The sequence below is a fragment of the Halorubrum sp. SS7 genome, from assembly GCF_005435055.1.
In the GTDB taxonomy this organism is placed as follows: domain Archaea; phylum Halobacteriota; class Halobacteria; order Halobacteriales; family Haloferacaceae; genus Halorubrum; species Halorubrum salinarum.
Map to the genome: position 1 here is coordinate 180,939 of NZ_SGXV01000004.1, position 12,677 is coordinate 193,615.

General features: G+C 63.4%; 10 protein-coding genes. 8 read left to right on the plus strand and 2 right to left on the minus strand.

The window, feature by feature from the left end; translation table 11 throughout:
• Position 1 precedes the first annotated feature (1 nt).
• On the minus strand, positions 2-1,282 hold the full coding sequence (locus EXE44_RS06970; protein WP_137716539.1) for a hypothetical protein: 1,281 nt from the start codon (positions 1,280-1,282) through the stop codon (positions 2-4).
• Positions 1,283-2,263: 981 nt separating this feature from the next.
• Here EXE44_RS06970 and EXE44_RS06975 point away from each other — a divergent pair.
• The 8 genes from EXE44_RS06975 to EXE44_RS20700 all read left to right on the plus strand — a co-directional run bounded on the left by EXE44_RS06975 (position 2,264) and on the right by EXE44_RS20700 (position 11,769).
• Positions 2,264-2,665 carry a hypothetical protein gene (locus tag EXE44_RS06975; RefSeq protein ID WP_394348224.1) on the plus strand — a complete coding sequence of 134 codons (402 nt, stop codon included), beginning with the start codon at positions 2,264-2,266 and terminating at the stop codon, positions 2,663-2,665.
• Positions 2,666-2,935: 270 nt separating this feature from the next.
• Positions 2,936-4,327, plus strand: a complete 1,392-nt coding sequence (locus EXE44_RS06980) for a hypothetical protein (RefSeq protein ID WP_241991806.1) — start codon at positions 2,936-2,938, stop codon at positions 4,325-4,327.
• Positions 4,324-5,136 carry a hypothetical protein gene (locus EXE44_RS06985; protein WP_137716541.1) on the plus strand — a complete coding sequence of 271 codons (813 nt, stop codon included), beginning with the start codon at positions 4,324-4,326 and terminating at the stop codon, positions 5,134-5,136. Before EXE44_RS06980 ends, EXE44_RS06985 begins: the two co-directional genes overlap by 4 nt.
• Positions 5,133-6,239, plus strand: coding sequence for a hypothetical protein (locus EXE44_RS06990; RefSeq protein ID WP_137716542.1), 1,107 nt, complete (start codon positions 5,133-5,135; stop codon positions 6,237-6,239). The genes EXE44_RS06985 and EXE44_RS06990 overlap by 4 nt, the downstream gene beginning before the upstream one ends.
• Positions 6,236-7,315: a hypothetical protein gene (locus EXE44_RS06995; protein WP_137716543.1), complete on the plus strand. Its 1,080-nt coding sequence runs from the start codon at positions 6,236-6,238 to the stop codon at positions 7,313-7,315. Before EXE44_RS06990 ends, EXE44_RS06995 begins: the two co-directional genes overlap by 4 nt.
• On the plus strand, positions 7,308-9,320 hold the full coding sequence (locus EXE44_RS07000; protein WP_137716544.1) for a VirB4 family type IV secretion system protein: 2,013 nt from the start codon (positions 7,308-7,310) through the stop codon (positions 9,318-9,320). Before EXE44_RS06995 ends, EXE44_RS07000 begins: the two co-directional genes overlap by 8 nt.
• 428 nt (positions 9,321-9,748) lie before the next feature.
• Positions 9,749-10,831 (plus strand): geranylgeranyl reductase family protein, encoded by a 1,083-nt coding sequence (locus tag EXE44_RS07005; RefSeq protein WP_137716545.1) that lies wholly within the window; start codon positions 9,749-9,751, stop codon positions 10,829-10,831.
• Between the two features lie 98 nt (positions 10,832-10,929).
• Positions 10,930-11,769, plus strand: coding sequence for a hypothetical protein (locus EXE44_RS20700; protein WP_199241189.1), 840 nt, complete (start codon positions 10,930-10,932; stop codon positions 11,767-11,769).
• A gap of 33 nt (positions 11,770-11,802) precedes the next feature.
• On the opposite strand, the gene EXE44_RS07015 is transcribed toward EXE44_RS20700, so the two are convergent.
• Positions 11,803-12,639 carry a hypothetical protein gene (locus EXE44_RS07015; protein ID WP_137716546.1) on the minus strand — a complete coding sequence of 279 codons (837 nt, stop codon included), beginning with the start codon at positions 12,637-12,639 and terminating at the stop codon, positions 11,803-11,805.
• Positions 12,640-12,677: the final 38 nt, after the last annotated feature.

A 12,677-nucleotide genomic window follows, 5' to 3' on the forward strand; every position in this document is an offset into this window, starting at 1 on the left:
GTTACTCGTTTCCGAACGGCCACCAGCCGCTCGCGGACTCTTCGGCTGTGGACTCGAGCTCGCGGCGACGCTGCCGCTCCGTTTCGAGTTCCGCGCGGAGCCGTTCGTTTTCCGCAATCAGTTCCTCGATACGGTTGGAGAGGGTGACGATCCGGTCATGACGGGCCCGAGCGCGGTCCGGGTGGGTCGGCGGTAACTCGGTCAGGTCGTCGGCTGGTGGCACAGCATCGACCGCGTCAACAGGTGTATCGGGTGTCTCTGTCGGCGCCGACGCGGGATCCGTCGTGTCGGACTGCGATGAGTCTGCTGCGGTACCCGCTGTAGCGTTCGCATCGGACGAGGTATCGGTTGCCTCCGGCGGCGTGTACGTCTCGTCGGTCGCGCGCACCGCCCGCTCGACCGTCTTTTCGCCGTAGGTGCTGCCGTCGGCGTAGTGGACGGCGTCCCACTTGTCGCGGTGGAGATCGGAGCGGCGAAACAGCCGGTCGACGCGTGTCGCGTCGCCGCCGGTCCAGAACGCGAGCATCCGACAGAGCGCGAGATCCGCTTCGGAGTGGCTCTCGTAGCCGCTCGTCGACCCGCTCCACAAGCGCGCAAACTTGTCACCGTTAGCCGCATTTTGTGCCCGCTCAAGCAGCTCCTCATCAGGGACGGGAACCGCGGCATCCGATGACGGCGACTCGGTAGCGGTTGCCTGTGTGGCCGCGTCAGAGGTCGACGCCGCTGTGGCGGAGTCCGTGTCGTCTGAGCTGAGTTCCTCCGCAACTACTGTCGCAAGCGCGTCCGAGCGGGCCGTGACGCTCTCGGGTGTGGCCGGGACGTGGGCCCCAGTGACGGTGAAAAACCGCGACCGGTCGTACACTTCGAGATTGCCCGCGCGATTGCGTCCCTCGGGACGCTCGCCGCGAACGATCACGTGATACCCCGTCCCAGAAGGACTCACCTCGCTGTAGGAGTCGAGTGTGTCAAGGAGTTCAGCGGCCCACGCGGTCGGCGTGTCGGCGTCCGGATCCCGGCAGTCATCGAGATCAATGCCGACGAGCGGGTCCTCCGCGGTGAACACAAACCCTACCCCGTCGACAGGGGTGGTTGTGGCCGCCTCTCGGGCCTCAGAGAACGCGGTCCACGTCTCAGGAGATGTCGTCGACGCGAACTGCGTCGTGCCCGGAATGATCGGCACCTTCGTGGGTTTGCCGTCGCGCTCCTGCGTGCGCCAGCACACCCACTGGTCACGGTCAACGAGCGCCGCTGGGAGGGCGTCAGCTGACGGCGGCGTCGACATGCGATCGTGTGGAGAGATCACATACCAGATCAAAAATAGCTGTCGGCGACCGCGAGTCCTCAACGCCCCCGCCACTGCCCACCCAAGGTTCAGTGTGGGGTGTGGTGGCTCAGGGTTGGCCGCTACGAGAGAGTACGACCCCGCTTGTGGGTGTGGGAGTCGTTGGATAGAGATTTTTCCCGCGAAAATCGCTCACACGCACGAATTCCGCGGAATTTCAGGGAGCGGGCCCCGCCGCAGTAGGACCGTGTCCAACGAGTGTAACAGATCGGCACGCGGCACCGGTAGCCCGACACCTGGGGTGGATGACACACGCACATTCATCGCGAGCGGTGCGGCTCCACAAAATCGCGTGCCAGGAGCCGGATAGTCGATGCCACGCAGCGCTCGCTCGCTCAGTTCGTGGCGCTGTGTTCCGGCGATATATCGAGCAGGTGAAAGACCAGATCCGTCAGAACACCCCCAGTGGTCCCGGGGTGTTCCGGGAGAACAGAAATAATACGTCACCCAGCAAAGAGTGGTGATCGCTGCCGACACCGGCTACGGTCACCCTGTTGAGGTGGCACAGACACGGGGCTCTACCGCTGTGGCGACGAATTTCAGTCTCGTGGGGGCAACTGGAACGGACTCATCGAAGAACGCGTTCGAAGGGAAACAGTGGTGTGACACGCGTTTCAGCAGGGGTTGACTGCGGCAGGACCAACGGGTGTGACGGTCCGCAGTCGTGGCCGGCTTGAACGGGCGCGCCCACCATCGGCCGGCGGTACTGGAAGATGTGTGTAGGAGAACCGCGCCGCGATTGCCGGTTGTAGTGTGATTAACCAACGATCCCGGAGAGGTTTCCGGGATCTGTTGGTTAAGCCGCAGTCGAGCAGGATTGTCTGATTACACAGCACTGTAGCGGCACAAAATTTATCAAGAATTGTGCGCACGGATCCCGTGTCCCGTGCTACCACGACACGCAATATAACCCATCAACCAATGTCCGCGATTGTCCCTCCGTCCCTGTCCGTTCGTGTGCCGCTTCGCGCGGCGTGTCGCCGCGTAGTCCTGAGCGGTTTCATCCTCACCGTCGTCGCTGTCGATCCGGTCGCCGCCCAAGACAGCGCCGTCTGTGAGGCTGAACGGCTCCCCGAGATGATTTCGGGCTTTTTCCAGCTCACCACCGCGATTGGGCTTATGGGGTTGGTCGTGGTGTGGCAGGCGGACTCGCTCATTGAGCTGTTTACGATGCGGCGCGAACAGCGGGAAGGGCTGAAACGCCACAAGCGGACTGCCCTCCGTTCGACGGTGATTCTGCTGGTGTTGGGCCCGCTGTACACCGTCGCTGGCAGCGTGATGAATCTCCCACTCGCAGAGTGTGTGGATCTCGTTCCGTGGTGATCCGCGATGCGGTCGGCTGGGTTCGGGTGTGTGCGGTTGTGTCTGGGCCTGCTCATCGGCGTGGCGCTGGTGGCGAGTGGCCAGGCGGCTGCCCAGCCACCGTCGCCGCCACCCGCCAACGAGACACGCACTGTCGACGCCCGGGATGTAGACCCGTGTCTGTCTCCCGGGGAGTACAACGCGACGTACGGGCATACGCCGTCTCCAACCCAGCAGGTGGCGACGTGTACCGACCTGACCTACGCGGCACCGCCGGCCCACGCGGCCACCATGACGGCCGGGTCGTTTGCGGCGCTGACGCCGGGGAATGCCACCACCTCCGTGTTTCCGCCGGGGGCAAACCGCACGACGCGCGGGCTCATCGCTGACGCCCACGCCACGCTGTACGCGGTCCACCCCGCCACCCGGGTGCATCTCACGCCAACCGAGAGTCGGCAGTACATCGCGCCGACCGGCACAGTGCGGGCGCTGATCGATTATCGGGTGCGAGCGCCGACTGGCAACCGGTCCGTCGTAGGGCACGAGGTGCAGGCGGTGCGTGTCTCAATCGGCGGCGAGCAGGTTGGGACCGCGACGGACACCCAGACCCCAGTTATCACCTACTCGACGACGGCAGCCCGCGAGCAGCCACTGACGGTCACTGCCGAGATTGCGGTGACAGTTGGCGGCAACACCAGCAACAGCACCACCCAGACGGTCACCGTCAGCGACACCCGCACTGTGTGGATCTACCGGCTGCGGCCAGAGGCGTATACCGCGACGTATCCCGATGGCGACACCGGCCTGGCAGTGTATCAGGGCGCGCCCTGGCACGGCGTGACGCTCACCCGTGACGAGCGCCAGCGTGTGCGTGGCGTCTGGCGCTACTACACCGCCCGTGCGACGGTGTGGGACCGGCTCGTCGTCAGCCGGGCTGCGGGCACGATGCGGCGGGCAACACCCGGGCAGCCGCTGAATGTCGTGGCGTTTCCCGCGCAGATCGGCCCACGGGCAGAGCCGGTGCGTGGTGGCCCCACGCTGACGGCTGTGTGGGGCGTCGACCGGGCGTCACCCGCACCCCAGTTACACCCCAACGTGTCTGTCGGGCTGGTCCGGGGCTCGTACACTCGGTCGTTCGGGGTAGCGCTCCGGAACGCGAGTGTCGCTCCAGAGCAGGTTCGGGTCCACGGCATTGTTCGGGGGATGTCGGCCCCGTTACAGTCTGTCACGCCTACCGAGCGTGCGATTCGGCGGCCAAACCTCACCGTCGAGCGGGTGGCAACGTCGGCGTCGGCAGCCACAATCCGAATCACACTGCGGGATTCACAGACCGGCGAACCAATCCCGCTTGATGGGGCATCCCCCTCACCAATCGAGGATGACGGCCCGGCCGGCATGCTTCGGCTAAACGGAGAGTCGGTTGATCTGAACGCCTCCGGCATGACGACGGTCACCGTCGCTGAACCGGAGTTGTACACCGTTGAGTTTGTGCCCGCCTCGTGGCGCACGACCTCCCCTGCGTACGTCGCCGCCAGCGAGAGCGTGCGCTGGCACCCGCTTGGGACTGTTGGTGGCTGGCTCCAGCTCGTCGAAACCCTGCTCTGGGGGGCGATTCCCCTGCTCGCCGCGTGGATCGCCGGCCGTCAGCTTGGGAAGTTGCTCTCCGCCGACTCAAGCCCATGACTCACCACACACCCTCCACGACGCGACGCACCGTGTTGACAACGATTGCGGCCGGCAGTCTCACAGTCGCCGGCTGTACGGACAGCGGGTCGACCAGTTCGCCCGGCGCGGGCGACATCTCGCGTGTCGACGTCGACGGCACCGAGCTCGTCGTCGAGTACGACGCGGACACGAGTGCCACCGGCCTCGCCGTGATCGCGCCCTCGGGCGAGGCCTTTGCCGAACGCCAGCTCACGCCGGGGGCCAGTCAGGAGACGATCCCGATCGGGACGGCGTACCCACCCGGGATGTACACTGTTCAGTTGATCGAAGAGGACTCGGTGGTGGCCGCGGTTGAGCAGTCGTTGCGGCCGGATGTCGTTATTCGGGACTTGAAACTCGGCCGGAATCACCCTGAGGAGATGTTCGAAGGTGCGGGGAGTCTCACGGTTACTGGCGAGACAATTGTGACTGTCGAGAACGTGGGGACCGGGCCTGAGAAGCTTACCAAACTCCACTTTGATGGTGATGTTCCCCGGCCAACGCCAGATAACCTTTCTGAGAGTGGAATCGCGGCAGTTGATCAACCGATCACGTATATGGAGCCGGTCATCGACACAGGGGAGACACGCACGATTTACTCTATGACGCTGCCGTTTGGAGCAAGCAGTGATGTTGTCAGCTGTACTCCAGACGGGACAAGCGGACAGTTTGAGGTTAGTATCTCCGGAGCGGTTGGTGGTGAATTGGCTGAACAGGAGTACAGTGTGAGCTATCAGGGCCAGAATCTGTCTGACTGTCAGATCACAATAGAGAGGGTCGAGACATGAGTGGGGTTTCGCTTACGGATGTTGGTTTTCAGTGGTTTATCGAGATCCTGAATCAGATTGTTGAGTGGTTTACCGAGGGAATTAGGGTGGGGTACCGTGCGATTACGGAAGCACTCTTCGGCACACCGGTCCCTGAAACGCCGAACGGGATTCCAGTAGGCGAACCACAGAACCAGCCGTGGACACAGCTGTACGATGCCCTCGTCGCAGGAGAGATAACCCTGATCGCATTTCTGGTCCTCATCATCTGTGTCCAAGGCCGGCATACGCTTCGTATTTTCAACCTCAGTGATCCGATCCGCGACCGGCAGGTGCGTCGCTCTGCGTGGACAGGAGGGCTAATAATTGCGACTTGGTACTGGATTGCTGTCACCGCATTATACCTTGTCGACGGCTTTTCCATCGCACTGGTGCCTTCGATCGATGCGGTAGCATCACCGTTGACCAACTTCTTCGATCTGACGCTGTCGAACCCGCTACTCGGGCTCTTGCTCACGTTCGTGGGCGCGGTGGCGATGTGGACGCTTCAGGCGCTGTTGTACCTCCGTGAACTCCTGCTGTACGTGTTCGTGTACGCGATGCCGATTGGGGTCGCCGTCGCGTACGGGGGGATCCCCGTCCTCTCGGGGATCGCGGCTCGCGTCGCGGTGAAATTCATCCCGTTGGCGGTGATGCCGCTGCCGGTGGCGCTGCTGTTCCGTGGGTACGACCTCCTCATCGGTGGCGAGGCGGGCACGATGGCGCCAGAAAGCCCGTTCTTCGGCTATCTCATCGCTGTGTCGCTGCCGGTGGTGAGCGTGTGGGTTATCTGGAAGCTGTTCGCGTACACGACGCCGCGGCTGGTACGGACGGTTAGCCGGGTGACCGGGCTCACCGTCACCGCAGGTGCGGTCGCTGGCGCAGCGACGGTTGCCGGGCCGTGGGCTGGCGCCACGGCTGCGCGGTGGGGACCGAAGGCAGCGGCCGGACAGGCGGTTGCCCAGCGGGTCGGCCGTGATCACGAGGAAACCGACACCACGACGGACTCGCCGTCCCCGGTTGTGCGCAGTAACGAGACAGGCGCGCCCTCCTACCGGCGCACCGAAAACGAACCCCGCCCATGAGCGACGCAGACTCCGCCGCGAATCGCCGCGTGATGGACACGCTCGGCGCCGACCGGAAGCTGCCGATCATCGGCATCGACGAGCGGGATCTGTACGTGTTGGTGAGCTTCCCGATTGCGGGGCTGGTCGGTGGCGCCGCGCTCGGCGTGGACGCGCTTGTGTTCCCCTTGGCCTGTGTCGGGCTCGCGGTCGGGGTGGCCGTCATATACGCCGCGCCGCGGCAACTCCCGGCGAGTGCGTGGCTCGCAGACGTCGCGCACTTCTATCTGCGCCGGCCGAAGAAGACGCTTCACGCGGCCGTCGCGGACGAGGCTACTGAGACCGACGGCGTCCCCCGGCCGTTCGTCGTCGACGAACAGACCCAAGAGCTGACCGCGCTCAAGCGGGCGTGGCCCGGCCACGGCGCCATCGAGCGGACGGACGGGACGATGGAAGCGTACGTTGAGCTCACGGCCGGCAATATGGACTTCGCGATGGCCGATGACTGGGCGTCTCGCCAAGCGGTGGGCGAGGCGTTCGCGGACCAGGAGCTCAACTTCAAGCTCACGCTGTACACGACGACCGACCCGTATCCGGCTGCGACACTCGTCGACCAGCTGGACGCAAGACTGTCAGATCCGGACGTGGCCGCGACCGAATCGCTGCGTGCGCTCATCGCCGCCTACCGTGACCAGCGGCCCGCTGAGCTGGCGGACACCCATCGGGTGCGCTACTTCCTCGGCGTCGAGGTGACGCCAATCGAAGTGTACGAACGCCACCCCGAGGAGCGGACGCCTGCCGAGCGACTCTCGACGCTGCCCGTTGTCGGGTTGTTGGCGACGCCGTTCGTGACGCGGCGGGACCGACTCACGGAGGCCGAACTGCGCGGCGCTCAACTCGAGAAGCTGCGTGAGCGGGTCCGAACCGTCGAAACCGAGTTCGTGGGGAAGCTGAGCGACTGTACGGCACGGCGGCTCTCAACGGCGGAGCTGCTGGGGCTGGCCACCCAGTTTTGGAACGGCACTGACACGGCGACGCCACCGGTCGCCACACAGGCCGGCGTCAATCACCAACGCCGGGAGGAGGCGGATGGGTAACCTCGTAGCCGTGCTGGCTGGCGTTGAGTCGGTGACCCCGTCGACACTCGTGATTGGGTTGGCCGTCGGCGGCGGAACACTCGTGGTCGGGCTCCTTGTTGGCGTGTGGCTTCAGGCGCGGCGACCCCAGCGGGATCCCGAGGTGGATCTGTCTGCCTTCATCAAGCCGCCAGACGACCCGCCAACGCCGGACCCGGAGGTAGCCACCCCACCGGAGCGCCACCAAGACGCCGTCGCGCCAGCAGCCGTCGAGTGGGAGAGTCGGTGTGCGCGCGTGGACGACGAGTGGACCAGAACGTTGTACATCGCCGACTGGCCGGACCACCCGAGCGACGGCTATCTCAGCGAGCTCTTCACGCTGACTGACGTCCGGTTTCACCTCACTGCCCGGCTCACTCCGCGTGACCACGAGCGGGCGCTCGATCAGCTCCAAACCGCCGCGGACGACCTGAAGGTGGACGCTGATCTGGAGTCGAGCGTGCGGAGCACGTATCTCCACGATCGGGCCAACGAGGCCGCCGCGACGTATCGCGCGGTCGAGGCCGGCACCCAGGTGTTCGCACAGGGCGTGTACGTCACCGTGCGGGCGGACACCCGGGAGGAGCTCCGGACGGCCACCCGCCGGGTGAAACGCGTGTTGCGCGAACAGCCGGCCCAGCTCGCGCCGAAGACCGCGATCTGCGCCCAACAGCGCGCCCTGCGGAGTGCGGCGCCGTTTGGCGGGGCGCCACTTGATCGGGATACGATCGGGTTGAGCGGCGCGGTGGGCGCGCTGTTGGCGTCGCCACATCGCCCGACATTGTTAGAGCCGGACGGGGTCGAACTTGGAGTTCACCGCCACACGGACACACCGGTCGTCGTCGATCCGTTTGCTCGCGAAAACGGGTATGCGACGTTTACCGTGGGGGATCCGGGTTCCGGGAAGAGTTTCAGCGCGAAACAGCGGTTCATTCGGTCGGTGGCCCACCACGAGGACCGGATCGGCGTTATCCTCGAGCCGCTCAACGATTGGGCCGGCGTGGCTGAAGCGTTGGACGCCCAGCGGATCACGGTGGGTGGGACGCTCGGCATTAACCCGCTTGAGATCACACCGCCCACCGACCAGGCCCGCGAGCAGTTGGGTACTGATGCCAGCCCACTCACCGAAAAACAAGAGCGCGTCAGCAGCTTCCTCGCGAACTTCTTTGCGCAGCGCGGAATCTCCTTGGGTGACCGGCGGACGACGCTTGAGGTGGCCATCGAGGTGGCCTACCGAAATGCCGGCATTACCGAGGACGTGACCACCCACGACCGTGAGAGTCCTACGCTGCGAGACGTGATCGATGTCCTCGAGGCGGTGGTCGACGACCCGGACGCGTTCACGCTGCGGACGGCGGCAGAAGCCGAGAAGCTTCAGGCGGACGCTACGTGGCTGATTGATCAGTTGCGGCCGTTCGGGCCGGATGGGCAGTTCGCGCATCTCGGCCGACAGAGCGAGGTTGATTTCGCGGCTGCGGATCGCATCTATCTGGATTTAGCCCAACAGGAGGGGCGTGTCGGCGGGCGGACGACACTCGTGATGCAGCTGCTCATCTCGCTGGTGTACGAACGCGCCAAACAGACGGACAAGGAGGTGGTCTTTGTGATTGATGAGGCTCGCTACGTGTTGCGTGATGCCGCGAATCTGACCTTTCTCGAGACGATCTTTCGGCACCACCGGCACCACGATCTCTCGATTCAGCTGGTCACCCAGACCGTCGATGAGTTCTTCGAGCGGGCGGAAGCGGAGATGATCCTCGATCAGTGTGCGATCAAGCAGTTCCACCGGCTTGATGGGATGGATGACCACTGGGCGGCAGAGTTCGGCTTGAACGACGCCCAAAAGCGGTTCGTCCAAGAGGCGGTGCCGGGCAACGAAGCGTTGGGATACGCGGAGGCGCTGGTGGGTGTCGATGGCGAGTGGCGCGGCATTGAAGTGCGCGCACTGGATGCCGAACGGCAGGTCATTGAGGCCGACACCATGTAGGCGGCGGTCAATCTAGGGTGGGCAACCGCACACTCGGCGTTCAAGAGACGGTTCGAACGCCGGGACCACCCACAATAGTTTCTCTTAAATATCATGTTGGATACGTACCAGTATGTCCGTGCCGCTGCTGGCCGTCCTTGTGGACACCTCACTACTAACAGTCCTCGCTGTGGTGAGTGCTCTCAGCCTTGGCGTGACAATCGCGTGGGCCGTTCAGCGAGCCACTGCTGGCCCCCAGCCGCGAGACCAAGCTGTTCGTTAACGTGTATTGGCGGTGCCTGTCGCTTCTATACTATCAGCTTGGAGGGCCGAGCGCCTCAGGGAGAACGCCTGGGCGCGGCTTCTGAAGCACATACTGTACAACCCGATCTGTGCCTTCTGTGGACCCACCAATACAGCTATTTGAGTCCCAGAGTGTACCTGTGTCCATGTACGATTTCATCGTTGTTGGTGCCGGCCCACCAGGATCCCGGTTTGCGTATCACGCAGCGACCGAGGGGTACGACGTCGCACTCCTCGAAAAAGGCGAAGTTGGACAACCGCTCGCGTGTTCCGGGCATGTCTCGACGGATCTTTGGGAGTATCTCCCCGCAGAGGCCGCGGACGAGCTGCTTCAGAATCGAATTTCGGGCGCCCGCTTTCACGTTGGGGGACCAGATTCGAAGGCGTATCCGTTCTATAAATCGGAGAGTATCTCGCATGTGATCGACCGTGTCGAGTTGGACAAAACACTCGCACGCCGCGCTGCCGACGCCGGCACAGACCTTCGTGAGCAGCATACGGTCGTCGATCTCGACGAACAAAGAGACCGCGTCGTCGTGACGGTCGCGAGGCCGGATGGCACGCACACAACGATGGAGGCGCAGATGGTGGCTGGCTGTGACGGGCCGACCTCGCGGGTCCGTGATCGTGTTGGGATCGACGCCCCTGAAGAGCTTCTTCACGGGGTCTTGGCGTTTACTGACGCGCCTGATGCTGGCGATCGTGTTGATGTTCACCTGACTGCGCCAACCTTTTTCGCCTGGCGGATTCCCCGTGGGGCGGCTGGCGTCGAATACGGGCTTGCGGCGCCACCGGGCGCTGCGGTGAAGTCGTTGTTCGATGAGTTGACAGAGGCGTATGGTGTCGAGCCCTCGCGACGGTGTTCCGGTGCGATCCCAATCGGACCACCCGACTCGGTCACGACTGACCGGGTCTTCCTTATTGGGGACGCGGCCGCCCAGACAAAGCCGTTCACCGGTGGGGGGATTTTGTACAGTATGACAGCTGCCGATATTGCTGCGTCCACGATTGATCCGTCGGTGCCGTCCACACTCGACGCGTATGAGCACGCGTGGCGCGATACGCTTGCGACAGAGATCCGGCTTGGATCGCTGCTGCGGCGGTGTTACTCGCTGCCCGAACCGATCCAACGTCTCGGCTTGCGCGCGCTCGATGGCGAAATTGGTGTTCATATGGACCGGCCGACCACGCTCTTCTCGCGGGCACAGTTGCGGCGGCTGTTTTCCTGAGTGGTTTACTCGTCTGTGGCCTGTTCTTTATGTTGTGAACCTGTTTTGACACCACAGTTACCCGCGGATTTTTCTCTCTTCTCTCTCACATCGTCTGTATGGCCCCCGCAATCGCGCACTTCCTGCTTGGCGCCGCCTGCGTGCTCACCGCAGCGGTGCCAGTTGTCCTCCGATACGAGTTCGACCGTGAGCACGCACTGTGGTTAATCCCACTTGGTGGCGTCTGGGGCCTCATCCCCGACGCCCATCATATTGCGCCCGTCTTCGTTGAGCCGTTGTACGCGTTCCACAGCTCTCTCTGGGTCGAGTTGTTTGGCTTTCATTATACGCTCGATCGGCCAGCTGTGCGGGCGCAGTACGAGGCAAGTGTGTTTGGCGCCATTACTGTCTTTTTGATTGCTATTGCTGGGTTCTGGGTTGCGGGTCGCATTCGGCGTGTCGGTCCTGTTGCCCGTCGCCCGCGTGAACACGCAGTCGCGATCTTGCTCGCAACCGGGCTTGCCAGCGGCCTCGCAACGCTCGCCCTCTGGATCGGTGTCAGTGTCCAGGATGGCTTTCCTCTCGCAGCCAGTCTTGTCGGCAGCTCTAGTGTGCTCGTGGGTGGGCTGTTGACGCTGCTTGCTGGGGGAACGCTCGGTGTACTCTGTGCGGGACTGCTCGAGTTTAGCCTGTCTGAACCACTACGGATTAACCCTGCCTCAACTGCGGGTGTCGGGCTCGCCTTCGGTGTTGGTGTCTGGCTACTCGCCGTCCCCGTGCCGCTTGCCGTCATTACCGGGAGCAATGTCCCACTCCTTCATTTCGGGAGTCTGGCTGCGGTGGCCGGTTACGGTGTCGTTTGTGGAACTGTTTACGCGCTTGTACGTGGTGCGTTCAGTCCGCGGGCGCCGGTCCGGCCTGGCTCTACTGTGAGACGCCCCTCTCACGAATCGAACTGAGACGTTTGTGCGTGGCGTAGCCGTTGATTAGGATCACTCCGTCGTCGGTGTGTCGGGAACCTCGTAGGGGGCGAGGTGCGCTGTGACTTCGGTGAGTGTTCCCTGTGCAATTCCGTCGCCACCGGTGAGATCCCAGGCGAGTCGAAGGGGAAATGTGTCCGCGTAATCAGCGCGAATGAGCGTCTCTGGCGGGACCGCTTCGACGAGCGCGCGAAGGTTGGCAGTCGGCAACGCCGTGCGCACTGACTCAGATGGGACCGAGCTCGCTTGCTGTTCGCGCGGGCAGCGATACCGGGTCGTCGCTTCCGAGGGAGCCTCTCCCGTTGTGATCTCCTCGAGGTAACACTCTGTTTCTGCGGCATCGTATCCGAATGCCACGACAGCCGCATGCTCTGTGAAGTATTGGAGCCCGTGTGCGAGGTCATCACGCATATGGTACGTTGTCACACGGTCCGGTGTCCCATCGATGTCTGGTTTCTCTACCGCGACGTCGATCGAAACTGTTTGCCTATGGACAAAGGAAGACAGGGTGAGTCGCAGCGTTGACGCTTTGGGATCGTAACGAAGCTGTGCGAGCTCGTCGCCGTCACGCTCGGCAGCAAGGACATCCAACAATTCCTTTGGATCGACTGTCATGCTCCCCGGTGTCGCTTCGAAGTACCGACAGTCGCTTTTGTGGAGGGTCGCCTCGACAGCAGTGACTTGCGGGTCGTCCACACTGGTCGCCACAAGCGCATCACCGCCGATGGTGAGTGTTGTTTGGCCGTCAACGGCGACGACTGGTTCGAGCAATTGCCGGAGATGTGCCCGTGGTACGTCCACCTCAAGGTGTGGTGGGCTCGGTGATGACGTCGGGAGCCACGAGCGCATTACCACAACAAGTTAGTTATCACACATATACTTTGAGA